Genomic DNA, 25376 nt, shown 5'->3' on the forward strand with positions numbered 1-25376 from the left:
GCAATGAGCGCAGCCAAGGTCGTTCTGGCGCTCGACGGAATGGGCGGAGACCGAGCGCCCGACGTCGTGGTCGACGGCGCCGACATCGCGCGCGAACGCCATCCGGGCACGACGTTTCTGCTATTTGGCGATCCCGCCCGGCTCAGGCCGTTGGTGGATCGACGCAAAGGTCTGGCGAAGGTGTTGGAAATCGTGCCGGCGGAAGAAGCCGTCAGTGCAGACGACAAGCCATCCTTCGCCCTTCGCCGGCGCCGGAAATCGAGCATGTGGCTGGCAGTCCAGGCGGCGGCCGAAGGGCGCGCGGACAGCGTCGTTTCCGCCGGCAACACCGGGGCCTTGCTCGCCATCTCCATGTTCGCGATGCGTATGGTGGAGGGTGCCCATCGTCCGGCGCTCGCTTCCTTTCTGCCGACCAGCCGCGGCGAAGTGGTGATGTTGGACCTCGGCGCCAACGTCGAATGCGACGCCGATAACCTCGCCGAATTCTCCGTCATGGGCAGTGTCTTCGCGCAGGTGCTGCTCGGTCTCGATACGCCCAAGGTCGGACTGCTGAATGTCGGCTCGGAGGAGGTCAAGGGTCATGAGGAAGTGCGTCTAACCGCGAGCTGGCTGCGACGCCAAGGCTCGCCGGTCAACTTCCACGGGTTTGTCGAGGGCAACGATATCGGCGCCGGCGTGGTCGATGTCGTGGTGACAGACGGCTTCACGGGCAACGTCGCGTTGAAGGCCATCGAGGGAACCGCCAAACTCTACACCGGCTTCGTGCGCGATGCGTTCCGGACCTCGACTTTCGCGAGAATCGGCTACCTGTTCGCCTCCGGTGCCTGGATGAAGTTGCGCAAGCGGGTCGATCCGCGGCGCTACAATGGCGGCGTTTTCCTCGGCCTGGATGGCGTTTGCGTGAAGAGCCATGGCGGTACCGACGGGTTGGGCTTCGCCTACGCCATTGGCGTCGCCAATGATCTGGTACGGTACGAATACAAGAACAAGTTGATCGAAGGCCTGGCCAAGCTTCGCCAGGTCGTCTCGGCCGCCGAGCCTGCTCCGGCTGCGCTGCATGCGAGCGGAGGCGTCGAGTGATCCGTTCCGTCGTTCACGGGTGCGGCGCGTACCTGCCGCAGAGAGTCGTTACCAACGACGAACTTGCCAGAAAGGTGGATACCTCCGACGAATGGATCCGGCAGCGCACCGGCATCCGTCAACGCCATATCGCGGCCGAAGGGGAATTCACCTCGCATCTGGCGTTGAAGGCGTCCGAGCGCGCACTCGCGCATGCCGGCCTGAAGGCGTCGGATCTCGATCTGATCGTGCTCGCGACCGCGACGCCCGACGAAACGTTTCCCGCTACGGCAACGCGCGTGCAGTCGGCCCTCGGCATGACGAACGGTGCCGCGTTCGACATCCAAGCGGTCTGCGCCGGGTTCGTCTACGGCATTTCGATCGCCGACAGCATGCTGAAGAACGGCCTCGCATCGACGGCCTTGGTGATCGGCGCGGAGACTTTCTCCCGCATCCTCGATTGGACCGACCGGGCTACCTGCGTCCTGTTCGGCGACGGCGCGGGCGCCGTGGTGCTGAAAGCCGAAGAAGGCAAGGGCCTGCCCGCCGACCGCGGCGTTCTGGCCAACGCGCTGCACTCCGATGGCCGCCAACACGACATCCTCTATGTCGACGGAGGACCATCCTCCACGCGGACGACGGGGCTGTTGCGCATGGAGGGCAAAGAGGTCTTCAAGCACGCCGTGGTCAATATGACGGCAGTAGTGGCCGAAGTGCTGGAGAAGACCGGCCTCGGTCCTGGGGACCTCGACTGGCTGGTTCCGCATCAGGCCAACAAGCGCATCATCGACGGCACGGGCCGCAAGCTCGGCCTGTCGTCCGATCAGGTGGTGGTCACGGTCGACAAGCACGCCAACACCTCGGCGGCCTCAATTCCCCTAGCCCTCGACACGGCGGTGAAGGACGGCCGGATCAAAAAGGGCAATCTGGTGCTGTTGGAAGGGATCGGCGGCGGTCTTGCCTGGGGGGCTTCGTTGATCCGCTGGTAGTTGCGCTGTGACTGAATGAATCCATCGCAACGGAACGAGAACGCGCCGGGATTCAATTACACCGTCTATCTTGCTGATATTGACCGCTTTCCTACCTTAGAGTAAGGATTAATTGGGGAAGGAAGGTATACAGCCGGATGGAAGGCCGGACCATTACGCGCGCCGACTTGAGCGAGTCCGTGTTCCAGGAGGTGGGACTGTCTCGCAACGAATCCAGTGATCTCGTCGAGACGATCCTCGCCGAGGTCGTGGAAGCGTTGGCGCGTGGCGAATCGGTCAAGATCTCCTCGTTCGGGAGCTTCACCGTTCGCGACAAGGGTCAGCGCATCGGCCGAAATCCAAAGACCGGGCAGGAAGTTCCGATTCTGCCCCGGCGTGTCCTTGTCTTCCGTGCGTCGAACGTCCTTAAATCTCTCATCAATGGGACGCCCGACGAAACCATCAAGGGGCCCTTGGGGTGAACGTGTGGGGGATAGGATATGGCCGTGTCAGTTCAGACCGTTGACCGACGGATAGAGAAGTCGGCTCAGGCATTTCGCACGATCAGCGAAGTTGCAAGCGAGCTCGACGTGCCGCAGCACGTCCTGCGGTTCTGGGAAAGCAAGTTCAGCCAGGTGAGACCGCTCAAGCGGGGCGGTGGACGGCGGTACTATCGCCCGGAAGATATCGATCTTCTGCGCCGTATCCGGTCGCTCCTCTACGACGATGGCTACACCATCAAGGGTGTGCAACGGCTCCTGAAGGAGGGTCGGGGGCGTCTGCCGCAGCAGCGTCTCGATGTGGCGGCCGAGAGCGCTTTGGAAAGCCTGCGCATCGTCTCGGCGAGAGCGGAGGCGATGGCGGCGAGACCGTTGCCGCGCACCGGGCCACAGCCGTCGACAACGACGCCACGGGCGGCCATGCTCGACCTGCACAAGCGCCGCGAGATCGAATCCGTGCTCGAAGATCTCGAGCAAGCGCTTACGCAGTTGCGCACCACTCTCAAGGGTCAGAATTAGACGGTGGCAAGATCCTGGCCCAACGGTTGGGAAGGCTTGAGAAGACCCACTACCAAATCATGTGGTTGTGGTAGAAATTGCCGATAACCGCCTGATTTTGATTGGTTTTCGGTCCGTTTGGCGTATGCTGATTTTGAGGGGCTCTTGTAGCGGCAACGTCAAAGGGGGACGCAGCCGTGCTGGCAGATCGCGACAACGTGCGCGGACGCGCGCTCGACTTCGGCTTTAATCTTGTCAACGACAACGAGTTGGGGGGCGATCCTCCGACTTTGATTGAACTTCTCTATCTGCGGCGAGGATTGGTCCAGCCGGGCGGCAAGCTGCCCCTGTTCGACCTCGATGGCCAGCAGGTTGACGGGGCCATTGTCCGTCGCTGCCTTGACCGGGGCTGGGCCGAACCGTGGTTCCACAATCCACTCAAGCCGGACTGGCTGGTCTGCAAACTCACTGCGGCGGGCCGCCAAGTGGCTTCGGTGCCTTAGGTGTTCGTGTCCGCCACGATTGCGCAAGCCGCTATCGAGGGCCCGATCCGGCCCGGTGCATCGAAAACCGATGCCGGCAAGCCGGGCCTGTCCCTCGTGATCCAGACCAGCAGCCACAAGTCATGGGCAGCGATACCGCTTCGACGACGCCCGCGCAAAATTGACGCCGACAGGTTTCCCGTCGCTGGTGGGTAGCGCGGAAGCCGCGTTGGGCCGCGTGGCTAGTTCCTGCCGATCCCTGGAAGGCCTGTTCGACAGAGTGTCCACGCCGACCCTAGACTTGACGAACTCTTCCCACGGCTCTGACGGTGCGCTCGGGATGACATGACCTAAAGCGACTTCACCATGTAGACCCTTATGTGTGGGTCGAGCCCGTGGTCGGGCGGCCCACGGCTCACGATCTCGAAGCCGTGCCGCTGGTAGAGGTGAATGTTGGCCACTGCCATCTCGGCGGTATAGAGCGACAGGCCGCCAAGGCCGCGCGCCCGCGCCACCTCGTCGATCCGCTGCAACAGCCAGCTCCCGACGCCGCTGCCCTGTCGCGCTGGATCGACAGCGATCTGGTGGATGTAGAGGTCTTTCTCCTGCGGTTTCGTCCTGACGGCGCCGACGATGCGCTCATCATCCAAAGCGACGTAGACGTCGCCGCGCTCGAGTTCCGCCGCAAATCGCTCCCACTCTTCGGCAAACCGAGCAGATCCGTCGGCAGGCAACTCGCGCCCCAAAGCGCGGACATAGGGCGTGAAGGCTGCGCGTATGACGCGCCCGACCTCTTGGCCCTCCGAGAAGATTGCCGTTCTGAAGGTCAGCGGCATGGGCGCAGAATACACCGCCCACCCTTACAAGAACTCGTCCGCCGGGTCGGCAAGACGGGGGTTGGAGGGCTTTGGGGACGATGGACGGCCAGCACCCAAGGGCTGGCGCTATCCACCGCCCACCCGTTACCCGTTACTTTTTGGCTTTTGCGCACTTGGCGTGAATTGGCAAAGACCTTGATTTTATTGGTCGGGGCGGCCGGATTTGAACCGACGACCCCCAGTCCCCCAGACTGATGCGCTACCAGACTGCGCTACGCCCCGACCGATGCCGCAATGCTGACGGGCTCGCGGCTTGGGGGCTTTAGCGCGAATGACGGCGTGGCCGCAAGCACGCCGCCCGGTCATCTAAGGGGAATTACTTTGTTCCGCGGGCCGCCTTGTAGGCCGGCCGGGCGAGGCATCGATCAAGCCAGCCGCCCACGTTGGGGAAAGGTCCGAACTCGAACTTGATCGGTTTCGACCAACTACAGATCGATGCCAGATTGAGGTCGGCGACGGTGAAGGTCGAACCGAGCAGATAGTCACGTCCCTGGAGCGCGCCGTTCAGCACGCTGAACGGCTTCGGCAAGGCCTTCTGCGCCTCGGCGACCGCCTCCGGCTTGCGCTTGTCGGGCGCAGTCATGAACATGTCGATGAGGATGGTGAGGAGGGGCTTTTCCACTTCGGTCATGCCCCAGAAGCTCCACTGGTGGCAGAGCGCCTGATCCTCCAGCGACGCCGGGAAGAAACCATTCTTGTTGTACTTGGCCGCGAGATAAAGATTGATCGCCATCGATTCAAACAGCTTGAAGTTGCCATCGACCATGGTCGGCACTTTGCCGTTGGGATTGATCTTGAGGTACTCCGGACCCTTCAGGTCTTTCATCTCCATCGCGACGTGCTCGAATGGAATGCCGAGTTCATGCACGATCCAGAGAGTACGTGCTGCACGCGAGGCCGTAGGTCCATAAATCTTGATCGTCACCGGGCTCTCCAACCGCTTCCCGGGTCGAACGATAGTGCACGTCGGGCCGCGGGTCTAACAGCTATTCGCCGAGTCCGTACTGCTTCCCGACATAGCCATGCGGATGGCCGAAGCGTTCGGTCATGACGGTCGCGAGATCGCGATCGGGGCCCGTCACCCAGCCACCCGACCGTACCGCATACCGGTTCGCCGACTTTGCTGCACGCGGCGCCTGGCCGTCGCCAAGCGCACGTGCGGCCCCCATCAGAAGCTTTCGGAACTCGACGATCCCGAGGTCGGTCGGCCCGAGATGCTCGCGTGTCCGATCCTGGATCGGGCCCTGGCTGTCCTGGATCGCCGCGTCCTGTTCCGAGACGCCCGTGATACCGGTGAAGGTTTGCGTTCTCTGTTGCGCACGATCGATCAGGTAGTCGTTGCGCAGATTGCGCAACGGCACGTAGCTCGTGTCGACCTCGGCATGGACGTTGAATCCGCCGTCGAACTTGGCGCGTTCGGCATTGGTGAATGGCCTGTCGGGATGCCAGGAGTAGGTGTAAACCCAGCACGACACGTCATCGACCGGAACCCAGGCTTGGCCATAGTTGATCTCGCCCGGAAAGGCGGTGGGCGTGTAGGCGTGGTTGGGCATGAGGAACTGGGCGATGCGCCAGTAGAGCTCGGGACCGTCGGTCCTGCGTGCGCCGCCGATCACCAGCCCGGCGTCGTGACCCAGCACGGTGAACTTCGGCCGTGGATCGTTCTGGACCCACCGGATACGGTCGTCCGGCTTGCTCTGGTCAGCAATGGCGGCCTTTGCCATGGCGGCTCGCGCGGCCGCATCGTCCTTCGCCAGCACCATGTGCAGGAACGAGAAGTGCGAGGTGTCGAGCGCACCTTCGACGCTCTGCACCCAGTTGCAGTCCTGCCACTTCTTCGAGACATAACGCTGTCCCGCCGGCACCAGTCCGACCTCGAGCTGGGGCAATTCGGGCATGTGCTCCCTCGGGCCCATATAGACCCAGATCATGTCGGCCCATTCGCGGGTCGGATAGGCGAGCAGCCTGATCGTGTCCTTGTAGCCGGAGTCCGGCGGCGAGGTCGGCAGGTCGAGGCAGTTACCGTCGACGTCGAACTTCCAGCCGTGGTAGGCGCAGCGCAGGCCGCATTCCTCGTTGCGTCCAAAGTACAGATTGGCGCCGCGATGCGGGCAGTGTGGCTCGACGATGCCGACCCTGCCGTTGCTGTCGCGGAAGACGAGCAGGTCCTCGCCCAGGATCTTGATCTTCCTCGGCGGGCAATCGCGCTCGGGCAGCTCGGCGCAGAGCAAGGCCGGCATCCAGAAGCGGCGCAGCAGCTCGCCCATCGGCGTGCGCTGGCCGCTCTGCGTCAGGAAATCGTTGTCCGCCCGGCTCAGCATCAGTACCTCCCCCGTCGATCGCCTACGCGGTCGCTTTCACCAGAGCTTGCTCGAGATCCGCGATGATGTCGTCGACGGTCTCGATGCCGATCGACAGGCGGATCACGTCCGGCCCGGCACCGGCCGCGACGCGCTGCTCGTCGGAGAGCTGGCGGTGCGTCGTCGAGGCAGGATGAATGATCAGGCTCTTGGCGTCGCCGATATTGGCGACGTGCGAAAAGAGCTCGACGCTGTCGACGATCTTCACCCCTACTTCGTAGCCGCCCTTGACGCCGAATGTAAACACCGAGCCCGCACCGCGCGGCAAGTACTTCTTCGCCAGCGCGTGGTACTTGTTCGACGCCAGGCCGGCATAATTGACCCATGCCACGGCCGGATGCTTCTCGAGATATTGCGCGACCTTGAGCGCGTTGCTGCAGTGGCGCTCCATGCGCAGGCCGAGCGTCTCGACGCCGAGCATGGTGAGCCACGAGTTGAACGGCGCCTGGGTAGGCCCGAGGTCGCGCAGCCCGACAGCGTGGCTATGAAAAGTGTAGGCCATGTCGCCGAAGGTCTCGAAGAAATTGAGGCCGTGATAGGCCGCCTCAGGCCCGGCCAGGCTCGGGAACTTGCCGTCCTTGGCCCAGTCGAACTTGCCGGAGTCGATGACCGCACCGCCCATGGATGTGCCATTGCCGCTCAGGAACTTCGTCGTCGAATGCACGACCAGCGTCGCGCCGTAGTCGATCGGCTTGCAGAGCCACGGCGTGGCCAGCGTGTTGTCGACGATCAGCGGCACCGCTGCGGCTTCGGCAATGCGCGCGATCGCTTCGATATCACTGATCACACCGCCCGGATTGGCAAGGCTCTCGATGAAGAAAGCCTGCGTCTTTTCCGTGACGGCGCGTTTGAAATTGTCGACCTGGTCGGCGTCGACGATATGCGCCGTCCAGCCGAATTTGGGATAGGTGTTGCGCATCTGCTGGATCGAACCTCCGTAGAGGCGCGAAGACGCAACTATCTCGCTGCCAGGCTGCATCAGCGGAAAGAGGGCAAGCACCTGTGCTGCGTGACCGGTCGACGTGACCGTGCAGCCGCGGCCGCCCTCGAGCGTGGCAAGGCGCGTCTCGAGGGCCGAGTTGGTCGGGTTGGTGAGGCGCGAATAGATGAAGCCCACGGTCTGCAGGTTGAAGAGCGCGGCCGCGTGGTCGGCGTCCTCGAAGACAAAGGCCGTGCTCTGGTATATCGGTTGCGCGCGTGCGCCGGTCGCCGGGTCGGGCGCAGCGCCTGCATGGACCGACAGGGTCTCGAAGCCGTAGCTCTTGTCGCTCATCGTGTAACTCCGCTACTGAAAACGATGCAGGCCGGGCTGCCGACTTTCACCTTGATCGGGGTCGCTGACAATCTTCCATCGCGGGCCACGCGGTAACCGAAGATCGTGTGGGTGCCCTGATTGGCGACATACAGGAAGCGTTGGGCCGGATCGAGCGCGAAAAAGCGCGGCACCGTGCCTCTGGTCGGCACCCACTGCTTGGGCGTCAGCGTTCCGTTCGCGGCATCGATGGCAAAGACGCCGATGCTGTCATGCCCGCGATTTGAGACATAGACATGACGGCCGGCGCGATCGACGGCGATTTCGGCACCGGTGCTGTAGCCGGTGAAGTTTGATGGCGTCGAGGACACCACTTGCAGCGGCGTCAGCCTGGCGCCCGTCTGGCTGTATGTCGTGATCGTCGAATCGAGCTCATTGACGACATAGGCGAAGGGACCTCGAGGGTGAAAAGCGATATGCCGTGGCGCGGCACCGGGGCGCGCGGCGACACGACTGACCTCGACGAGGATGCTGCGCCGTCGATCGAGGCGGTAGGAGATCACCGTGTCGCCGCCCTTGCAGGGCAGAAAGAAGTAGCGGCCGGACCGGTCGAGTGGGTTGTGATGCGGCCGGATGTTCTTCTGCTCCCTCCGGTGCGGGCCCACGATGCCGGTGACGGTCGTGAGCGTCGAGTAGGGTCCCAGGGTGCCATCTGGTCGGATCGGCAGGACGGCGGTCGAATCGGTGCCGTAGTTGGCCACGACCAGGAAACGCGCAGCCTTGTCGAAGGCGAGATGAATCGGGTTGTAGCCACCTGTCGATTGGCGATTCAGCAAGCGGAGACGGCCGGTCGGGCCGTCGATCGCGAAGGACGTCGCCTCGCTGCGATCGCCATGCACCGAATAAAGATGTCGACCCGTTGGATCGATCGCCAGGAACGACGGATTCTCCAATCCATCCAGACGCTGGACATGAGTGAAAGCGCCGCTTCGCCGGTCGACCCGATAGACATTGATGCCATTGCCATGGCCGCGGCGTTCGGGTGTGGTGTAGCAGCCGACATAGGCGAAGAGCGTCTTCATGGTTGCGCAGTGTCGCCTCAACCGGACGTCGCCACAATCGTTGCGGCAGATCGGTCGAGTTCACTCGTCACCCGGCGGAACGTTCAGTGCGAGATCGTCACGCGCAGCCCGGGATTGGCGTCGCCCAGCCGGATCGTCAGACCGTGCAGGGTGGCGATTGCCTTGACGAGCGCGAGGCCAAGTCCACTGCCTGCCGTGGTGCGACTGCGATCGAGCCGATAGAAGCGGTCGAAGACGCGGTCGCGCTCCGACTCGGGAACGCCGGGCCCATTGTCGGAAACCTCGATCTCTAAGCCGGTCGGTGCGCTGCGCGTCAGGATCAGGCGTACGGTGCAGCCAGCGGGCGTATGATTGAGGGCGTTCTCGATCAGGTTTGACACCATCTGGGCAAGCAGCTGACGGTCGCCAGTGAAGCATACGTCATTGTCGATTCTGAGTTCGAGCGCGTGCTGGGAGTCTTCGGCAGCGGGAAGATAGGCCTCGCCGACGCTGCGCAGCAACTCGGAGAGGTCGAGCTCTGAAAAGGCGCTCTTCTGCGCGCCGGCCTCGATCTGGGCGATGCGCAACAAAGCGGAAAAGGTCTCGAGCAACGTGTCGGCCTCGGAGATGGCGGCTTCGGTTGCCGTTGCATATTCACCCGTGGTCGTGGCGTGCTCGCGCGCCTCTTCCAGCCCCTGGCGCAACCGCCCGAGCGGTGTACGCAGGTCGTGGGCGATGTCACCGGTGACCTGGCGCAAGCCTTCCATGAGGGTCTGGATCCGGTCGAGCATGGTGTTGAGGCTGGCCACGAGCTGGTCGATCTCGTCGTTGGTGCCGCGCGCGGGAATTCGCGCACTGAGATCGCCCTCCATGATGGCGCGGGTGGTGCGGCCGATCGTATCGATGCGGCGCAGGAAGTTGCGGCCGAGCAGCAGACCGCCGGCAACCGCGAGCAGCAGGGTGAGGCCGCCGGCCCATACGAAGGCACGGACGATGGCGCTCTGCATGTCGAGCAGCCGGCTGGCATCCTGCGCGACCAGGAGGAAGGAACCGTCGGGCAGGACGAGCCCGAAGCCCATCAGGCGGCCGCGGTCGGCGTCCGTTTCGCCGGCGTCGGAATCGCTCCGGAAATCGATGACGCCCTCCACCGGCGGCATGCCGGGCAAGTTGCCGACCACGACCTGCCGATTGGGCGCCTGCAGGAGATAGTAGATCGGCCCGCGAGTGCGGAAGTCCATGCGGCGGGTGATCTGCTGCGCAAGCCCGATCAGGCCGAGGCGGCGATGGATCTCGGCGAGCTGGAAGGCCTCGGTGCGCAGGACGGCCTGCATGTCGCTCTGCATCGCGGCCGTTGCCGTGACGAACACCGTCGCGAACAGCACGCAGGCAGATACCACGAACAGCGCCGCATAGATCAGCGCGAGGCGAAAGTTCGCGGACCGCAGGATCCTGCGGAAGGTGTTACTCCGGGGGGCGGATGACATAGCCGGCTCCCCTCACCGTGTGGAGCAAGGGCCTGTCGAAGCCTTTGTCGATCTTGGAGCGCAGGCGGCTGATATGAGTCTCCACGATGTTGGTCTTCGGGTCGAAGTGGAAATCCCAGACTTTCTCCAGGAGCATTGTGCGGGTGACGATCTCGCCGGCATGCCGCATGAGATACTCCAGGATCTTGAACTCCTGGGCGAGAAGGTCGATCCGCTTGCCGTCGCGTGCCACCGACCGCGCCAGCAGATCAACCTCGAGGCCGCTGACCTGAAGCTTCGTCTGCGCGACCATCGGCGGCCGGCGCGCGAGTGCACTGATCCGCGCCATGAGCTCGGCGAAGGCGAACGGCTTGACGAGATAGTCGTCGGCGCCGGCGTCGAGGCCGGCGACCCGATCATCGACACCACCCATCGTCGTCAGAAACAGGGCGGGGGTGCGCGTGCCCGCGTCGCGCGCAGCCTTCACCATCGATAGGCCGTCCATCTTGGGCAGGTTTCGGTCGACGACCATCACGTCGTAGGGGTCGCCGGTCGCCATGTAGAGCCCATCGCGTCCGTTGTCGACCTGGTCGACCACGTGTCCATGCTGACGCAGCCCTTTGGCGATGTAGTCGGCAGTTTGTCGGTCGTCTTCGATCAGGAGGATCTTCACCGCGGCCCCTTCGTCATGCCGCTATTCTTGTCGCTTTCGGCTGCGGTGCAATCGCGGCGAACTATACAAACTTTCAATGTTGCGGACATGGGGACGCCATCACCGGGACCCCATATTCGGGGCGAGCCAGACGAGGAGGTTTCCCGATGTCCAAGACCAGATCCATTCTTGCCGCCCTGGCGCTGACCACAGCGCTGACGGCGCCTGCCGCCATACTTCCGATCCTGACCGCGCCGCCGGCGATGGCGGGCGAAGCCACGCCGCGCGATCTTTCCGATCTCGCCGCGAAGGTGACACCGGCCGTCGTCAACGTCCAGGTGACGATGAAGGCCGACAGCGATGACAGCATGCAGATGTCCGACCGGTCGGCGCAGCGGCAAATGGAAGAGTTCATGCGTCAATTCGCCGAACGTTTCGGCCAGGGCCCGATGAAGGTTCGACCGATGCCGAAGGAGCAGGCGCTCGGCACCGGCTTCATTATCGATCCGTCGGGCGTGATCGTTACGAACTACCATGTCGCCGGCAAAGCCGATTCCATCACCGTGACGATGACGGACGGCACCAAGTATCCGGCGAAGCTGCTGGGCGCTGATCAGAAGACCGACATTGCGGTGCTGAAGATCAAGGCCGACAAGCCTTTGCCTTATGTCGAGTTCGGCGACGCCAACCAGGTGCGCGTCGGCCAGCCCGTCATGGCGGTCGGCAATCCGTTCGGACTTGGCGGCACGGTGACATCCGGCATCGTGTCGGCGCGCGGCCGTGACATTCATTCGGGTCCGTTCGACGACTACATCCAGACCGACGCCGCGATCAACCGCGGCAATTCCGGCGGTCCGCTGTTCAACATGGACGGCAAGGTCATCGGCATCAACACGGCGATCTTCTCGCCCTCCGGCGGCTCCGTCGGGCTCGGGTTCGCCATCCCGTCCAGCATCGCTCAGCCGGTGGTGGCCCAGCTCCGTGAACATGGGCGGGTCGAGCGCGGGTTGCTCGGCGTCGAAATTCAGCCGGTAACGTCTGAGATCTCCGACAGCCTGTCGCTCGGCTCGACCCACGGAGCGCTGGTCGCGCAGGTCGAGCCCAAGAGTGCGGCGCGGAAGGCCGGCATCGAGTCGGGTGACGTGATCAGGAGTGTCGACGGCAAGCAGATTGACGATGTCCGCGATCTCACGCGCACCATCGCGGCGGCGCAGCCCGGCTCGACGGTCAAGATCGGACTCGTGCGCGACGGCAAGGACATGACGGTCCAAGCCAAGCTCGGCGACTCCACGTCGAACCAGCAGGCAAAGGCGGACGAGGACGACAGCCACCAGGGCACGAAGGCCGAGCACGGATCGTTCGGCTTCTCCCTTGCGCCGATCACGCCCGAGGCCCGGCAGGAACTTGGCCTCAAGGACTCGGTCAGCGGCGCACTGATAGCGGGCGTCGAGCCCGGCAGCCCGGCCGACAGCAAGGGGCTGCGCGCCGGCGACATCATCCAGCAGGTCGGCCATGACTCCGTCGACAGCGCAAAGGCTGCGGCCAGCAAGCTTCGTGAGGCGAAGGAATCCAAGAAGCCGGTGCTGCTGAAAATCTATCGAGAGGGGATGACCCGGTACGTTGCTGTTTCTCCCCGGGCAGCGTGACGGGACCTCTCGACGAAGCCGGCGGTGGTTTCCATCGCCGGCTTTGCCGTGCCGGAGATCAACGAAACAGGAAGCCGATCTCGGAAAGGTCCTCGTCGCCGATCCAGTGCAGACCGCGGGCATAGCTGCCCGTCGCTGCCTGTTCCCGGCCGCTGGTTCCCTTGGGATCGAGCGCCGGCATCACTTCACGGGCAAACAGCCGCACCGAGCGCGCCGATTCCTCGAACGACAGATCGCCGCAGGCGAAGCGGCAGATACTGTAGTTGATGCCGGAAATCAGATGATCGCGCATCAGGCGATCACGCACGGCCGCAGGCGAACCGGCGACGATATAGCCCTGCTCGACGGCCTCGTCGAAGTCGGGGGTGGAAATGGCGCGCGGCAACTCGACACCGTGCGCGCGCCAGAGGTGGACCATCGAATCGTACCAGACATGAAAGGCGCGGCGCGCTGCGAAAACCGCATCCGCTTCGCTGTCGAGCACCACCACATTGCGCGTGTTGCCGACGAAAGGCATATCCTCGGGTGCGTTGCCGAGCCCCTCCCACGCGGAGCGATAGCGAGCCGTGAATCTGCCGGCGTCGATGGTCGGCAGGGCGAGCGCCACGTTGCAGCCGAGGCCGGCAAGCCGATCTGCATTCTCGATCGATCGTGTGACATGCCACAGAGGCGGGTGGGGGTGCTGTACCGGTTGCATTACCAGCGGCACGCGCTCGAAGGTGAAGTACTTGCCGCTATGTGTGAGGTGCGCCGAGCCGAGGCCCTTCAGCATGATCTCGAGGATCTCCTCGAACCGTTCCTGGCTGCTGCTCGCGTCAATGCCGAAGAAGGCCGCCTCGTAAGGCGAAGCGCCACGGCCGACGCCGAGCTCGAGCCGGCCGCCGCTCATCACGTCGAGCATGCAGATCTCTTCGATCAGGCGCAGCGGATGGTAGAGGCCGAGCGGATAGGCGAGCGGGCCGAACCGCAAGGTGGAGGTGCGCTGTGCGACGGCGGCGAGAAACAACCCCGGCGAGGGGGCCGATCCCAGCGGCGTACCGTGATGTTCGGCGACATGGTAGGCGTGAAAGCCCGCCCATTCATAGAGCTCGATCAGCTTCAGCCGGTCTTCGTACTGTTGACCAAGGTCGGGACCGGATCGGTCCAGGTGGTCAAAAACGGCAAACTTCACTACACTTTTCCCAGATCGGGTTGTTCCCGCATCCTACACACAACTGCGAGAAAAGTCGCGCTTTCCGTGTGACGACTCTCAGGTTAGAGCGCAGGCATTACCTCGCTGGCGAATAACGCCACGGATTGGCTCGACTCTTCCAGCGACAGGTCGCCGAAGGCGAGCCGGCAGAGGCAGTAGTTGATGCCCGCCACGTCATTGTCGTGCTTCATTCGGTCGCGCACCGTCGACGGCGAGCCCGCGATGATGTAGCCGCCCGACAGCGCGTCCTCGAACTCGGCAGGAATCAACTGCCGCGGCAGGCCGACGCCGTGCGCGCGCCAGAGATGGATCAGGGCATCGTACCAAAGGGCGAAGGCGCGCTTGGCAGCGCTCAACGCCTCCCGGTCGGTGTCGGCGACCACGATGTGCCGGCTGAGGCCGATCAACGGCATGTCGGCGTCGCGACGTCCCAATGCTTTCCAGGCGGCGCGAAAGCGCGCGGCGAACTGCCCGACGCCGTCCGCCTTCATGCCGACCACGGTGTTGCATCCTTGCCGGGCAAGCCGATCGGCACTTTCCAGGGAATTGGCGCCATACCAGAGCGGCGGATGCGGCTGCTGCACCGGCCGCATCTCCATGGGTACGTCTTCGAAGGCGAAGTATTTCCCCTTGTACGTGAGTCGCGGCACGGTGAGGCCTTTGAGGATGATCTCGAGCGCCTCGGCAAAGCGTTCGGGACCGGTTGCCGGATCGATGCCGTAGTAGCCGACTTCATACGGCGAGATCCCGCGCCCAACGCCGAGCTCGAGCCGGCCGCCACTCAATTGATCGAGCATGCAGATTTCGTCGATCAGCCGCAGCGGGTGATAGAGATTCACGGTATAGACCAGAGGGCCGAAACGCAGCGTCCTGGTCCGTTGTGCGACCGCGGCGAGGAAGACGCTGGGCGAGGGTGCCATGCCGAGCGGCGTCGCGTGATGCTCGGCGATGTGATAGGCGTGAAAGCCGCTCTTCTCGTATAGCTCTATCAAGCGAAGGCGCTCGTCGAACTGCCGGCCGACGTCGTCGCCAGCCCGATCCATGTGATCGAAGACGCCGAACTTCATCCTCGGCCATCCCTGTGGAGGAGCGCGGCGCCGATCACAGTGCCCGCTTTTTGCTGCTGATCACGCCGCTTGCGATGCCATGCCATTCGATGGTGCCGGCGAGACGCGAATGCTCGATCTTGGGGCAACGGTTCATGACCACCTTGAGCCCGGCCGCTTCGGCACGCCTGGCAGCATCGTCGTTCCTGACACCAAGCTGCATCCAGATCACCTTCGCTCCGTGCTTGATCGCTTCGTCGGTGATTGGGCCGGCGGCCTCGGAGTTGCGGAAGATATCGACCATATCGGCCTTCACGGGCACCTCGGCGAGCGAGCCATAGACCTTCTGGCCGAGGATTTCCTGGCCTGCGGCGGCCGGATTGACCGGGATGACCGTGTAGCCGCGGTCGAGCAAGTACTTCATCGCGAAGTAGGAAGGGCGATTCCAGTTGGCCGAGGCGCCAACCATGGCGATGGTCCGGCTGTCGCGAAGAATGCGGCGCAGATAGGCATCGTCATAGCGGTCGTGACCGAGCGGCGGCATGAAGGGATTATACATGGCGAAGCCCGAGCTGTTGGAACCGATTTCGATCCGCGACACGACGTTGCGGAAGAGGGTCGTGCCGGCGCCGAGGTCGACGTGACAGGCCTATTTGGCCCGCGAAGCACGCCCAGTGCCAAAGACGGCGACGCCACCGACCCCGTATGAAGAGCATGAGAGCTCGTTGGCGACGCAGCTCACCGGGTCTTGATGTGAGTCCCCGCTGCTGCAGCGTACGATTGCGGCTCGTTCACGTTCGTGGAGAGCGTTATGGGAAGAGTAGTGGCGGTTGCCCTGGTTCTTGGTTGCGTTCTTGCGGGTCCCGCCTTCGCGACCCTGGAGCCCGGTGCTGCGGCTCCCGACTTCACCGCACAAGCGGCTGTTGGCGGAAAGGAATTCACGTTCTCGCTGGCGGCGGCCCTCAAGAAGGGACCGGTCGTCCTCTACTTCTTTCCCAAGGCTTTCACCGCCGGCTGCACGGCCGAAGCTCACGAATTTGCCAAAGCCGCCGACCGCTTCGCCGCCTCCGGCGCCACATTGATCGGCATGTCGGCGGATGACATCGCCACGCTGCACAAATTCTCCACGCAGGAATGCTCGGCCAGGTTCCCGGTCGCAGCCGACCCCGATCTCAAGATCATCCGCGCCTACGACGCGGCTCTGGTTCGCGCTGGATCCGCCAGCGTCGCCGATCGCATCTCGTACGTCATCGCGCCGCGCGGCAGGATCGTCTACGCCTATGCCGACCGCAATCCCGACAAGCATGTCGAGAACACGCTGACAGCGGTCACCGAACTGAAGGCGAAGGGCAACAAGTAACCACGCGACTTGTGGGCGGCGCGGTGCGCCGCTGGCCGCTTGTAGCGGCTGGTCGACCATCTCGGCTGCACCGATCTTCTGGACGCGACCGACAGGTCGCGGCCTCGGGCCCGACCGAGAAGGGCGACTGATCGCGCTCGGACGCAATAACGCGGAAGGTAGTTGTCGGCGACCATGTCGGGATGGAGAGTCGCGCAATGCTCCGCGTCGCCTTTGCCGGCAGTTTTGCCGGGCCATTCGAGCCGCTGGTGCGGCCGCTGATCAAGGCGCCGTGCGAGACATTGCAGGTGGAAGAGGGTGCTGTCCTTGCGCACCTGGCGGAGATCGACGTGCTGGTAACGCTCGCCTTCACGTCCGCCATGGGCAAGGCTGCTGGCCCGCGGCTGAAGCTGGTGCAACTTCCGGCGGCGGGACTGGATCGCATTGATCGTGCCGCGCTGCCGGCCGGCGTCCTGCTGGCCAACGCCTATGGTCACGAAACCGCCATCGCCGAATTCATCATGGGCGCCATGCTGATGCTGGGACGGAACGTCGTGCGTCTGGATGCGGATCTGCGCGTCGGCATTTGGCCGGCACCGTGGTCGCCGGGCAAACCGCGCCTGCCCCTGGCCGCCGAGCTCGCTGGCAAGACGCTGGGCATCCTGGGATACGGTCATATCGGTCGGGCGCTGGCCCGCCGGGCGCACGCCTTCGACATGGAGATCCTGGCCATTCGCCGCGATCTTTCGGGCGGCCGTGATGACTTGGCCGGCGTCGGCGGGCCCGATCGTTTGGACGAAGTGCTGGCTCGCGCGGACTACCTCGCGATTACTCTGTCGCTGAACGACAGTACCCGCGGCCTGATCGGCCGACGTGAGCTCGCGCTGATGAAAGCGAGCGCCTTTTTGGTCAATGTCGCGCGTGCGGAAATCGTCGACGAGACGGCCTTGTATGATGCGCTGGCCAGCGGTCGTCTGGCCGGCGCGGCGCTCGACGTCTGGTATCGCTACCCCCAGGACAACTCGCCGACCTGGCCGGCCGACCGGCCCTTTCACGAGTTGCCGAACGTCCTCATGACTCCGCATATGTCGGGCAGCACGCAAGGGACTGTCCAGTCGCGCGCGGCGCTCGTGGCATCCAACATCGACCGGATCGCGCGCGGCGAGAAGCCGCTCAATCTTGTGCGGTGATGCCCAAGGCGCATCAACCTTCGGGTCGGCTATCGTGGAGGTAAATTTCGCTTCGTTAGTCCGCGCCCGCGGTCGGCCCGCGAAAACGCAGCGCGATCCAGAACGAGCATTGCGCGACCAGGCCAGCCGCCGCCAGCACGATGGCGGCCGCAAGTGCAGGATTGCTGCCGAAGCCCGTGATCGCGGTGCAGACGGCGCCGACGGCCATCTGGCTGAAGCCGTACAAGCCCGAGGCCGAGCCGATCACCGCAGGATTGACGCTGATCGCCTGACCGAGCGCGGCCGGAGACGCGATGCCCGCACCAAGGGCGAAGAAGAACATCGGGCCCACGACCAGCGGAACGGAGAGATGTCCGAGTAGCACGATGGCGAGGAACGACAGAGCGGCCAGCACGCTCGCGAGGTTGGCGCCGACCATGAGGCGGTCGACCGACACCTTGGGAATCAGACGCGACGCCGCCATGCTGCCGAGCCAGATGCCGGAGATCTGGATCGCGAGATAGATCCCGACTTCGTAGTCCGGCCGGCCAAGCTGATGGATGAAGATGAAAGGCGAGGCGGCGATGAAGCCGTAGATCGACGTCGTGGCGCAGCCGCCGCCCAGCGCATAGCCGAGGAAGGCAGGTGACCGCAGCAACCGCCCGTAGTTGCGCGCCAGCCGGCCGACTTGCGCCGTGCCGGATGTCGAATGCGTTTCCGGCAACAACAGCCAGGTGAAGAGAAGGTTGACTGCACCAAGCCCTGCCAGGGCGAAGAAGATCGAGCGCCAGCCGAACGTCGTCGTCAATGCGCTGCCGAGCAGCGGAGCGGCCCCTGGCCCGATCGCAACCATGAGGTTCATCAGCGCGAGGCGGCGGGCCGCTTCCTTGGCAAGTGCCGTGTCGCGCACGATCGCGCGGCCGATGACGAGCCCCGAACATCCGCCCAGTGCCTGCAACAGCCGCAGGATGATCAGGGTGTGCACATCGGGCGCGAAAGCGGCCCACAGGCCGGTGGCGGCATAGATGACGAGTCCCGTGGTCAGGATGGAGCGCCGGCCGAAACGGTCCGACAGGGGGCCGTAGAGGAGCTGGCCGATCGCAAGCCCGAAGATATAGACGCTCATCGTCATCTGCATCGCGCCGATGCTGGCGCCGAGATCGTGCCCGGCCTCCGGCAGCGCCGGGACGAAGATATGCATGGCCAGCGTACCGCTGAAGGTGATCAGGGCGAGAAGCCAGAGCGGCGCTGCGCCCGCAGGCTTTTCGGCGATCGTGGCGGCGATGGTCATGCCGCGATTTCCGGCATGGACCTCTCCAGCGCGCCGCAGACATGGGTGAGCACCCGATAGGCCGCCTCGATGTCCCGGTCGCTCAGGCCGCCCAAGGCGTCGTGCCGCACTTGCCGCGCCGCCACTTCGACCTTGTCGGCGATCGCGCGGCCGCGTGCTGTCAGGAAGATCGCCTTGGCACGCCGGTCACTTGCTTCCTCGCGACGCCTGATCAGACCTGCCGCCTCCAGATTGTCGAGCAGCCGCACGACCGACGAGCTGTCGAGCGAAAGCGAGGCCGCCAGATCCTTTTGGCGCGGCGGGGTGGCGGCGCGAGCGATGTGGACGAGGGGCAGCCAGGTTGCCTCGGTGAGCTTGAACGGCTGCAGCCGCTGATCGGCGGCGCGCCGCCATTGACGCGAGGCCAGGGCCAGCAGCGCGCCGAACGTGATCCGGAGGGTGTCTTTGGGAGGTGACATGGTCTCCTGCAATTAGATGCAATATCATTAGATGATATGTCATCTAAATTCGGCACAAGGCACCGTCGGCGATAACGCCGTGACTCCTTCCGGATTGCAGCGAAGGCGCCTGAAAGCTTTGTGTTTGCGAAGGGATGACGGCTCGGCCTGTCATGCCCGAGCGCAAGACGCGACTACTTTCCCTTCCACTCGGGCCTGGGCTTCTTGTTCACGAAGGCATCGATGCCTGCCTGGGCGTCCTCGCTCTGCAGGGCGCCGGCCATGAACTCGGTCGCGAGCGCATACGCCTGCTCGATGTTCATCTCCATGTGCTTGTGGAACATCGCCTTGCCCGACGCGATCTGTTGCGGCGGCTGGGCGGCGATCCGTTCCGCCAGCGCCATCGTCTCCTTGTCCAATTCTTCAGGCGACGCCACACGGCTCACCAAACCGTCGCGCAGCGCCGCGGTGGCGTCGACGAACTGGCCGGTGAACAGCATGTCGAGCGCACGTTTCTGGCCCACATTGCGGCCGACCGTGACCGACGGCGTGCCGCAGAACAGGCCGTTGGTAATGCCCGAGGTGGCGAAGGTCGCTTCGCTCGAGGCGACGGCGAGATCGCATGCGGCGACGAGCTGGCAGCCCGCAGCCGTCGCCATGGCATGGACCTTGGCGATCACCGGCTGGGGCAGGCGATGGATCGACAGCATCATCGCCGAACAGCGCGTCAACAGGTCGTGGTGGAAGGCGTAGTCCTTGCGGCCGGCGACCTCGCGAAGGTCGTGGCCGGTCGAAAAGGCGCGGCCCGTTGCCTCGATGATCACACAGCGGACAGCGTGGTCCACCGCCAGCCTGTCGAATTCCGCCTGAAGCGCGTCTATAAGCTCGCCCGACAGCGCGTTCATGGCCTGCGGGCGGTTCAGCGTCAGGATGGCGATGCGGTCCTCGTCGCGACGCAACAGGACAGGCTCATTGGGAGTAATGGACATGAATTCATTCTATGGCTTGAGCAGGGCGGCGTCATGCCGGTGATGACCACAGCGGAATTGATGGTGTTTCTCGACAGGGAATTTCCGCAGGCCGCGACCGCCGGCATGGAGATCGAGCATCTCGACGATAGGACGATCCGTTTGCGCCTGCCCACGGACGAGCAACATCTGCGGCCGGGAGGCACGGTCTCGGGCCCGACGCTGGTCTGGCTGGCGGATGTCGGCTTCTATCTGCTGATCCTCGGCCAGTTGGGGCCGGTGGCACTGGCCGTGACGACCAACCTCAATATCAACTTCATGCGCAAGCCCAAGGCGGCCAGCCAGCTGGTAGGGGAGGGCCGCCTGCTGAAGCTCGGGCGGAGTCTCGCCGTCGGCGATTTCACCATCTGGAACGACGGGCAAAGCGAGCCCGTGGCGCATGCCACCATGACCTATTCGATCCCACGCAGATCAAAAGGTTAGCCTGCGGTATTGTGTTACCTCATCGTTAATGGCTTGATTGTGCTTGATTATTGCACTCGATTTGACATTTGCCGGCATGCTCCCCATAAGCGCCGGCTCACGGAAGAAAGTGCCATGAAAACCCTGAGCCTTAAGACTGCCGACGTGCAGAAGAAGTGGGTGCTGATCGATGCCGATGGGCTGGTCCTGGGCCGGCTGGCCTCGATCATCGCCATGCGCCTGCGCGGCAAGCACAAGCCGACCTTCACGCCGCACATCGACTGCGGCGACAACATCGTCGTGGTCAATGCCGAGAAGGTGCGCCTGACCGGCCGCAAGGCCGAGCGCGAATCCTTCTACTGGCACACCGGCCATCCCGGCGGCATCAAGGGCGAGACGCTGGGCAAGCGCCTTGAAGGCCGCTTCCCCGAGCGCGTCATCGTCAAGGCCGTGGAGCGGATGATCACCCGGGGGCCGCTCGGCCGCCAGCAAATGAAGAACCTGCGCGTCTACAAGGGGCCCCATCACGAGCACGAGGCGCAGCAGCCGGAGAAGCTGGATGTCGCTGGAATGAACCGCAAGAATTCGAGGATCGGCTGACCATGGCTACCGAACTTTCATCCTTCGCCGAGCTGAAGAAGGCGCCCGTCGCGCCGGCGCCCGCAGCGATCCGCGAGAAGGAGATCGACGCCCAGGGCCGTGCCTACGCCACGGGCCGGCGCAAGAACGCCGTCGCTCGCGTTTGGGTCAAGCCCGGGACCGGCAAGATCGTCATCAACGGCCGCGACCAGCAGGTCTATTTCGCACGCCCGACACAGCAGATGGTGATCCAGCAGCCCTTCGACGTGTCGCAGCGCGGCGGCCAGTTCGACGTCATTGCCACCGTCTCCGGCGGCGGCCTCTCTGGCCAGGCCGGCGCGGTCCGTCACGGCATCGCCCAGGCGCTGGCCAAGTTCGAGCCCGACCTGCGAGGCGCCATGAAGACCAACGGCTTTCTCACCCGCGACAGCCGCGTCGTCGAGCGCAAGAAATATGGTCGCGCCGGCGCGCGCCGCCGCTTCCAGTTTTCCAAGCGCTAAGCGGCGCCCCGAGAGCCAGTCGATATGGTCGAGGGGCGCCCGCGAGGCGCCCTTCGTTCTTGTGGAGAGAAGGGCATGTCGGGTCTGATCGTTCCGTTCAACGGCTTCGTGCCGAAGGTCGACAAGACGGCGTTCATCGCCGCCAATGCGACGCTGATCGGCGAAGTCGAGATCGGCGCGCGGTGCGGCATCTGGTTCGGCGCGGTGCTGCGCGGAGACGGTCCGGGCATCAGGATCGGCGACGGTTCCAATATCCAGGATGGCACCGTGATCCATGTCACCGCGCGGGGCCGTGGGACTGTGGTCGGGCGCAACGTCACCGTCGGCCATCTGGCTCTCTTGCATGCCTGCGAGGTCCAGGACGGCGCCTTCATCGGCATGCATTCGACGGTGCTCGACAATGCGGTAGTCGAATCGGGCGCGATGGTGGCGGCGGGCGCCGTCGTGCCGCCGCGCAAGATCGTCCGCAGCGGCGAGCTTTGGGCCGGCAACCCGGCGGTCAAAATGCGCGACCTCGCCGAGCAGGACATCGAGGGTTTCAAACGGGCAGCGGCGCACTATGTCACGCTTGCCAATGCCTATCGTGCCGGCGGCGCGCTCCGGGCGGCGGAGTAGGCGGCGCAGAGGCGGGCTCATGAGCTACGCAATCAAGGAGATCTTCAAGACGTTGCAAGGCGAGGGGGCGCAGGCCGGCCGTACTTCGGTCTTCTGCCGTTTCTCCGGCTGCAATCTCTGGTCGGGTCGCGAGGAGGATCGGGCGACAGCGACATGCCGGTTCTGCGACACCGATTTCGCGGGCATGGACGGCACGCTGGGCGGCCGGTATGCCACGGCCGACGATCTTGCGGCAGCGGTCGAGCGCGCCTGGGACGGCCCAAGCGAGCGCCGTTTCGTTGTATTGACCGGCGGCGAGCCATTGCTTCAGGTCGATGGAGCCCTGGTCGAGGCGCTACACCGTCGCGGCTTTGAGATCGCGCTCGAGACCAACGGCACGCTCGAACTGCCGGCCGGCATCGACTGGGTCTGCGTCAGCCCCAAGACACTGGACGAGCTAAAGGTGAAGCAGGGCGACGAGTTGAAGCTCGTCTATCCGCAGGCCGACGTGCCGCCGGAGGCGTTGCTCGGTCTCGATTTCCGGCGCTTCTCGCTCCAGCCCATGGACGGCCCCGACGTTGCCGAGAACACGAAGCGGGCAATCGCCTATTGCCTTGCCCATCCGCAATGGCAACTCAGCACGCAGACCCACAAGCATCTGGGCATCCGCTGATGTGGGAGCTCACCAAGTCGTTCCGGTTCGACGCCGCGCACACGCTCAAGCGCAGCATCGACACCGCCTCGAGCAAACGCGTCCATGGCCATTCCTATCGTGCCGAGGTGACGCTGCGCGGCGAACCGGACCCCGAGACCGGAATGGTCATCGATTTCGGCCTGCTGGAGAGAACGCTCGCCGAGGCGCGCGGGGCGCTTGATCACCACATGCTCGACGACGTGCCCGGTCTCGGCCCGGCGACGATGGAGAACCTCGCCGCCTGGATTTGGCGTAGGCTCGCTCCCGTGACCAAAGGCCTCGTCAAGGTTGCCGTCTTCCGCGACAGCCAGGACGAGTCGGTCACCTATCGCGGCCCTTAGTCGATCAGCCGGACTTTCACGTAGGATCCCGGTGCCTCTTCGAACGCCGGCAAATCACCGTGGCCCGGGATTCGAGCGGGGACCCTAGGGCCGGACTTCTCCGACAGCCATTTGTCCCAGTCGTTCCACCACGAGCCGGGGAACTCAGTGGCGCCGGCCTTCCACTCCTCGAGCGTCGGCGGGTTCTTCGCCGTCTCGTTCAGCCAGTGCTGGTATTTCCTGGCCTGCGGCGGATTGACGACGCCAGCGATATGGCCAGACCCGGCGAGCATGAAGCGCACCGGGCCGGAGAAAAGCTGCGTTGCCTTGTAGACCGACCTGGCCGGCGCGATATGGTCGTCCTTGCCGGCCTGCAGATAGACCGGAATCGTGATCCTGCCGAGATCGATCGGCACGTTGTCGATCACCAGACCGCCCGGCTTGGCGAGCAGGTTCTTCTGGTACATGTTGCGCAGGTAGTAGCTGTGCATGGCGGCCGGCATCCGGGTCGCGTCGGCATTCCAGAACAGGAGATCGAACGGGAAGGGGTCCTTGCCCATCAGGTAGTTGTTCACGACAAACGACCAGATGAGGTCGTTGGCGCGCAGCATGTTGAAGGTGGTCGCCATCTCCGTCCCGTCGAGATAGCCCTTCTTGCTCATCACCTGTTCGACGCCGGCGAGCTGATCCTCGTCGATGAAGACGCCGAGTTCGCCCGGCTCGGTGAAGTCGACTTGCGCCGTGAAGAAGGTGCAGGCGGCGATCCGCTCGTCGCCGCGCGCCGCCATGTACGCGAGCGTCGTCGCCATCAATGTGCCGCCGATGCAGTAGCCGATCGCCGACACCCTCTTCTCTCCCGTTGCCTTCTCGATCGCATCGAGCGCGGCCAGCGGGCCCTTTTTCATGTAGTCTTCGAACACGAGCTTGCTCAGGCTCTCGTCGGGATTGACCCAGGAAATCACGAAGACGGTGTAGCCGTGCTCGGTGCACCACCTGATGAACGAGTTCTCGGGCTTGAGGTCGAGAATGTAGAACTTGTTGATCCAGGGCGGCACGATCAGAAGCGGCATCGCATAGACCTCGTCGGTCCGCGGCGCGTACTGGATGAGCTGCATCACCTCGTTCTGGTAGACGACCTTGCCGGGCGATGTCGCGACGTTCTCGCCCACCTTGAAGGCCTTCATGTCGGTCTGCCGGATGGCCAGCCGTCCCTTGCCGCGTTCGAGATCGGTGAGGAGGTTTTGCAGTCCCTTCACCAGGTTCTCGCCCCTGCTCTCGACCGTAGCCTTCACGACCTGCGGGTTCGTGAGAGCGAAATTAGTCGGCGACATCGCGTCCACGAATTGCCGCGTGTAGAACTCGACCTTCCGAGCGGTCTTGTCGTCGATGCCCTCGACGTCCTTCACCATGTCCTGCAGCCAGCGCGCCGTCAGCAGATAGGACTGTTTGAGGTAGTCGAAGACCACCTCGTCCTTCCACGCCGGATCGTTGAAGCGCTTGTCCCCCTTGGCGGGTTCGGCTACCGGCTCGACCTTCTGGCCCATCATACGCTGGGCCGTCACCTGCCAGAGCCGCATATATTGCTGCCAGAGCTCGATTTGCGCCTGCACGAGCTTGTTGGGATCGGCCAGCATCCTGGCCGTGAAATCCATGAAGGCCTGCGTAAGGTGCAGCGGATCGGCTGGTTGCGGGCCTTCGGTGGCATAGCGCTCGGCAAATTCCTTCAAGAGCTTCTGGCTGCGCTCGGCGATGTCGGTGAAGGCGGCGCGCATCGTCTCGGACTCCGCGTCGGAGAATCCGGAGATGGTGCTGGACGGGCCTGGAGGCGCAGAGGTGTCCGACATGGGTTTCCTCTCTTAAGTCATTGCTCTAGCCGCTTTTCTTGCGGTATTTGCGGCATCCCGATGCTATAACTTGTGCCGGCTCGTTCGGGCTGCCAAGACTTTATTCCTAGGTAGGCTGCGAC

Annotated in this window: 28 protein-coding genes and 1 tRNA gene; 14 read left to right on the top strand and 15 right to left on the bottom strand. The window is 64.1% G+C overall.

The window, feature by feature from the left end; translation table 11 throughout:
- Window positions 1-3 precede the first annotated feature (3 nt).
- From plsX to VH499_RS15410, 5 genes are all read left to right on the top strand, one after another.
- Entirely contained in the window at window positions 4-1080 is a 1077-nt protein-coding gene (gene plsX, locus VH499_RS15390; RefSeq protein ID WP_332053623.1) for a phosphate acyltransferase PlsX, read from the top strand.
- Window positions 1077-2048, top strand: a complete 972-nt coding sequence (locus VH499_RS15395) for a beta-ketoacyl-ACP synthase III (protein WP_414709794.1) — start codon at window positions 1077-1079, stop codon at window positions 2046-2048. Before plsX ends, VH499_RS15395 begins: the two co-directional genes overlap by 4 nt.
- Before the next feature lie 137 nt (window positions 2049-2185).
- Window positions 2186-2509, top strand: coding sequence for an integration host factor subunit alpha (locus VH499_RS15400; RefSeq protein WP_332053624.1), 324 nt, complete (start codon window positions 2186-2188; stop codon window positions 2507-2509).
- A gap of 51 nt (window positions 2510-2560) precedes the next feature.
- Window positions 2561-3046 (top strand): MerR family transcriptional regulator, encoded by a 486-nt coding sequence (locus tag VH499_RS15405; RefSeq protein WP_332053704.1) that lies wholly within the window; start codon window positions 2561-2563, stop codon window positions 3044-3046.
- Between the two features lie 176 nt (window positions 3047-3222).
- On the top strand, window positions 3223-3528 hold the full coding sequence (locus tag VH499_RS15410) for a hypothetical protein (protein ID WP_332053625.1): 306 nt from the start codon (window positions 3223-3225) through the stop codon (window positions 3526-3528).
- Between the two features lie 329 nt (window positions 3529-3857).
- Here VH499_RS15410 and VH499_RS15415 read toward each other — a convergent pair whose 3' ends face one another.
- The 8 genes from VH499_RS15415 to VH499_RS15450 form a co-directional block, all read right to left on the bottom strand.
- Complete coding sequence (locus VH499_RS15415) at window positions 3858-4343, bottom strand: GNAT family N-acetyltransferase (RefSeq protein WP_332053626.1); 486 nt, start codon at window positions 4341-4343, stop codon at window positions 3858-3860.
- A 187-nt stretch (window positions 4344-4530) separates the two neighbouring features.
- Window positions 4531-4607: transfer RNA gene (locus VH499_RS15420), tRNA-Pro, on the bottom strand.
- Window positions 4608-4701: 94 nt separating this feature from the next.
- On the bottom strand, window positions 4702-5310 hold the full coding sequence (locus VH499_RS15425; RefSeq protein WP_332053627.1) for a glutathione S-transferase family protein: 609 nt from the start codon (window positions 5308-5310) through the stop codon (window positions 4702-4704).
- 61 nt (window positions 5311-5371) lie between these two features.
- Window positions 5372-6706 carry a Rieske 2Fe-2S domain-containing protein gene (locus VH499_RS15430; protein ID WP_332053628.1) on the bottom strand — a complete coding sequence of 445 codons (1335 nt, stop codon included), beginning with the start codon at window positions 6704-6706 and terminating at the stop codon, window positions 5372-5374.
- Window positions 6707-6728: 22 nt separating this feature from the next.
- Complete coding sequence (locus tag VH499_RS15435) at window positions 6729-8018, bottom strand: O-acetylhomoserine aminocarboxypropyltransferase (protein WP_332053629.1); 1290 nt, start codon at window positions 8016-8018, stop codon at window positions 6729-6731.
- Complete coding sequence (locus VH499_RS15440) at window positions 8015-9079, bottom strand: lactonase family protein (RefSeq protein WP_332053630.1); 1065 nt, start codon at window positions 9077-9079, stop codon at window positions 8015-8017. Before VH499_RS15440 ends, VH499_RS15435 begins: the two co-directional genes overlap by 4 nt.
- A gap of 83 nt (window positions 9080-9162) precedes the next feature.
- Window positions 9163-10542, bottom strand: a complete 1380-nt coding sequence (locus VH499_RS15445; RefSeq protein WP_332053631.1) for a HAMP domain-containing sensor histidine kinase — start codon at window positions 10540-10542, stop codon at window positions 9163-9165.
- Entirely contained in the window at window positions 10520-11194 is a 675-nt protein-coding gene (locus tag VH499_RS15450; RefSeq protein WP_332053632.1) for a winged helix-turn-helix domain-containing protein, read from the bottom strand. Before VH499_RS15450 ends, VH499_RS15445 begins: the two co-directional genes overlap by 23 nt.
- 146 nt (window positions 11195-11340) lie before the next feature.
- On the opposite strand from VH499_RS15450, the gene VH499_RS15455 reads away from it, so the two are divergent.
- Window positions 11341-12819 (top strand): DegQ family serine endoprotease, encoded by a 1479-nt coding sequence (locus VH499_RS15455; protein WP_332053633.1) that lies wholly within the window; start codon window positions 11341-11343, stop codon window positions 12817-12819.
- A gap of 58 nt (window positions 12820-12877) precedes the next feature.
- On the opposite strand, the gene VH499_RS15460 is transcribed toward VH499_RS15455, so the two are convergent.
- The 3 genes from VH499_RS15460 to VH499_RS15470 all read right to left on the bottom strand — a co-directional run bounded on the left by VH499_RS15460 (window position 12878) and on the right by VH499_RS15470 (window position 15616).
- Window positions 12878-13990 (bottom strand): LLM class flavin-dependent oxidoreductase, encoded by a 1113-nt coding sequence (locus VH499_RS15460; protein WP_332053634.1) that lies wholly within the window; start codon window positions 13988-13990, stop codon window positions 12878-12880.
- Between the two features lie 83 nt (window positions 13991-14073).
- A complete protein-coding gene (locus VH499_RS15465; RefSeq protein WP_332053635.1) occupies window positions 14074-15078 on the bottom strand; it encodes an LLM class flavin-dependent oxidoreductase in 1005 nt (334 codons plus the stop codon).
- Window positions 15079-15112: 34 nt separating this feature from the next.
- Window positions 15113-15616 (bottom strand): CoA-binding protein, encoded by a 504-nt coding sequence (locus tag VH499_RS15470; RefSeq protein ID WP_414709797.1) that lies wholly within the window; start codon window positions 15614-15616, stop codon window positions 15113-15115.
- Window positions 15617-15868: 252 nt separating this feature from the next.
- On the opposite strand from VH499_RS15470, the gene VH499_RS15475 reads away from it, so the two are divergent.
- Window positions 15869-16417, top strand: coding sequence for a peroxiredoxin (locus VH499_RS15475; RefSeq protein ID WP_332053636.1), 549 nt, complete (start codon window positions 15869-15871; stop codon window positions 16415-16417).
- 248 nt (window positions 16418-16665) lie between these two features.
- On the top strand, window positions 16666-17586 hold the full coding sequence (locus VH499_RS15480) for a 2-hydroxyacid dehydrogenase (RefSeq protein ID WP_332053637.1): 921 nt from the start codon (window positions 16666-16668) through the stop codon (window positions 17584-17586).
- Window positions 17587-17641: 55 nt separating this feature from the next.
- Here VH499_RS15480 and VH499_RS15485 read toward each other — a convergent pair whose 3' ends face one another.
- The 3 genes from VH499_RS15485 to VH499_RS15495 all read right to left on the bottom strand — a co-directional run bounded on the left by VH499_RS15485 (window position 17642) and on the right by VH499_RS15495 (window position 20282).
- A complete protein-coding gene (locus VH499_RS15485; protein ID WP_332053638.1) occupies window positions 17642-18856 on the bottom strand; it encodes a multidrug effflux MFS transporter in 1215 nt (404 codons plus the stop codon).
- The gene (locus VH499_RS15490; protein ID WP_332053639.1) at window positions 18853-19314 is read right to left on the bottom strand and encodes a MarR family winged helix-turn-helix transcriptional regulator; all 462 of its coding nucleotides are present in this window, start codon (window positions 19312-19314) and stop codon (window positions 18853-18855) included. The genes VH499_RS15485 and VH499_RS15490 overlap by 4 nt, the downstream gene beginning before the upstream one ends.
- A 173-nt stretch (window positions 19315-19487) precedes the next feature.
- Window positions 19488-20282, bottom strand: a complete 795-nt coding sequence (locus VH499_RS15495) for an enoyl-CoA hydratase (protein ID WP_332053640.1) — start codon at window positions 20280-20282, stop codon at window positions 19488-19490.
- A 33-nt stretch (window positions 20283-20315) separates the two neighbouring features.
- Between VH499_RS15495 and VH499_RS15500 the strand changes: the two genes are divergently transcribed.
- From VH499_RS15500 to VH499_RS15525, 6 genes are all read left to right on the top strand, one after another.
- Window positions 20316-20744, top strand: coding sequence for a PaaI family thioesterase (locus tag VH499_RS15500; RefSeq protein WP_332053641.1), 429 nt, complete (start codon window positions 20316-20318; stop codon window positions 20742-20744).
- A gap of 114 nt (window positions 20745-20858) precedes the next feature.
- Window positions 20859-21323 carry a 50S ribosomal protein L13 gene (gene rplM / locus VH499_RS15505; protein WP_332053642.1) on the top strand — a complete coding sequence of 155 codons (465 nt, stop codon included), beginning with the start codon at window positions 20859-20861 and terminating at the stop codon, window positions 21321-21323.
- Between the two features lie 2 nt (window positions 21324-21325).
- Complete coding sequence (gene rpsI / locus VH499_RS15510) at window positions 21326-21802, top strand: 30S ribosomal protein S9 (RefSeq protein ID WP_332053643.1); 477 nt, start codon at window positions 21326-21328, stop codon at window positions 21800-21802.
- Window positions 21803-21877: 75 nt separating this feature from the next.
- Window positions 21878-22417 carry a gamma carbonic anhydrase family protein gene (locus VH499_RS15515; protein WP_332053644.1) on the top strand — a complete coding sequence of 180 codons (540 nt, stop codon included), beginning with the start codon at window positions 21878-21880 and terminating at the stop codon, window positions 22415-22417.
- A 19-nt stretch (window positions 22418-22436) separates the two neighbouring features.
- Entirely contained in the window at window positions 22437-23069 is a 633-nt protein-coding gene (queE, locus tag VH499_RS15520) for a 7-carboxy-7-deazaguanine synthase (RefSeq protein WP_332053645.1), read from the top strand.
- Window positions 23069-23431, top strand: a complete 363-nt coding sequence (locus tag VH499_RS15525; RefSeq protein WP_332053646.1) for a 6-carboxytetrahydropterin synthase — start codon at window positions 23069-23071, stop codon at window positions 23429-23431. The genes queE and VH499_RS15525 overlap by 1 nt, the downstream gene beginning before the upstream one ends.
- Here the strand turns inward: VH499_RS15525 and VH499_RS15530 are convergent.
- Window positions 23428-25254, bottom strand: coding sequence for a class I poly(R)-hydroxyalkanoic acid synthase (locus VH499_RS15530; protein ID WP_332053647.1), 1827 nt, complete (start codon window positions 25252-25254; stop codon window positions 23428-23430). The two genes, VH499_RS15525 and VH499_RS15530, sit on opposite strands and share 4 nt — an antisense overlap.
- Window positions 25255-25376 lie beyond the last annotated feature (122 nt).

The organism is Reyranella sp., assembly GCF_036558665.1.
Classification (GTDB): Bacteria; Pseudomonadota; Alphaproteobacteria; order Reyranellales; family Reyranellaceae; genus Reyranella.

Excerpts from the sequence above, each read along its gene's own strand:
- VH499_RS15415 (WP_332053626.1), bottom strand. The coding sequence starts at position 4,343 with ATGCCGCTGACCTTCAGAACGGCAATCTTCTCGGAGGGCCAAGAGGTC.
- VH499_RS15495 (WP_332053640.1), bottom strand. The coding sequence starts at position 20,282 with ATGTCCATTACTCCCAATGAGCCTGTCCTGTTGCGTCGCGACGAGGAC.
- rpsI (WP_332053643.1), top strand. The coding sequence starts at position 21,326 with ATGGCTACCGAACTTTCATCCTTCGCCGAGCTGAAGAAGGCGCCCGTC.
- VH499_RS15500 (WP_332053641.1), top strand. The coding sequence starts at position 20,316 with ATGCCGGTGATGACCACAGCGGAATTGATGGTGTTTCTCGACAGGGAA.
- VH499_RS15525 (WP_332053646.1), top strand. The coding sequence starts at position 23,069 with ATGTGGGAGCTCACCAAGTCGTTCCGGTTCGACGCCGCGCACACGCTC.
- VH499_RS15485 (WP_332053638.1), bottom strand. The coding sequence starts at position 18,856 with ATGACCATCGCCGCCACGATCGCCGAAAAGCCTGCGGGCGCAGCGCCG.
- VH499_RS15455 (WP_332053633.1), top strand. The coding sequence starts at position 11,341 with ATGTCCAAGACCAGATCCATTCTTGCCGCCCTGGCGCTGACCACAGCG.
- rplM (WP_332053642.1), top strand. The coding sequence starts at position 20,859 with ATGAAAACCCTGAGCCTTAAGACTGCCGACGTGCAGAAGAAGTGGGTG.
- VH499_RS15445 (WP_332053631.1), bottom strand. The coding sequence starts at position 10,542 with ATGTCATCCGCCCCCCGGAGTAACACCTTCCGCAGGATCCTGCGGTCC.
- VH499_RS15465 (WP_332053635.1), bottom strand. The coding sequence starts at position 15,078 with ATGAAGTTCGGCGTCTTCGATCACATGGATCGGGCTGGCGACGACGTC.
- VH499_RS15530 (WP_332053647.1), bottom strand. The coding sequence starts at position 25,254 with ATGTCGGACACCTCTGCGCCTCCAGGCCCGTCCAGCACCATCTCCGGA.
- VH499_RS15400 (WP_332053624.1), top strand. The coding sequence starts at position 2,186 with ATGGAAGGCCGGACCATTACGCGCGCCGACTTGAGCGAGTCCGTGTTC.
- VH499_RS15440 (WP_332053630.1), bottom strand. The coding sequence starts at position 9,079 with ATGAAGACGCTCTTCGCCTATGTCGGCTGCTACACCACACCCGAACGC.
- VH499_RS15475 (WP_332053636.1), top strand. The coding sequence starts at position 15,869 with ATGGGAAGAGTAGTGGCGGTTGCCCTGGTTCTTGGTTGCGTTCTTGCG.
- VH499_RS15515 (WP_332053644.1), top strand. The coding sequence starts at position 21,878 with ATGTCGGGTCTGATCGTTCCGTTCAACGGCTTCGTGCCGAAGGTCGAC.
- VH499_RS15435 (WP_332053629.1), bottom strand. The coding sequence starts at position 8,018 with ATGAGCGACAAGAGCTACGGCTTCGAGACCCTGTCGGTCCATGCAGGC.
- plsX (WP_332053623.1), top strand. The coding sequence starts at position 4 with ATGAGCGCAGCCAAGGTCGTTCTGGCGCTCGACGGAATGGGCGGAGAC.
- queE (WP_332053645.1), top strand. The coding sequence starts at position 22,437 with ATGAGCTACGCAATCAAGGAGATCTTCAAGACGTTGCAAGGCGAGGGG.
- VH499_RS15430 (WP_332053628.1), bottom strand. The coding sequence starts at position 6,706 with ATGCTGAGCCGGGCGGACAACGATTTCCTGACGCAGAGCGGCCAGCGC.
- VH499_RS15490 (WP_332053639.1), bottom strand. The coding sequence starts at position 19,314 with ATGTCACCTCCCAAAGACACCCTCCGGATCACGTTCGGCGCGCTGCTG.
- VH499_RS15470 (WP_414709797.1), bottom strand. The coding sequence starts at position 15,616 with ATGTATAATCCCTTCATGCCGCCGCTCGGTCACGACCGCTATGACGAT.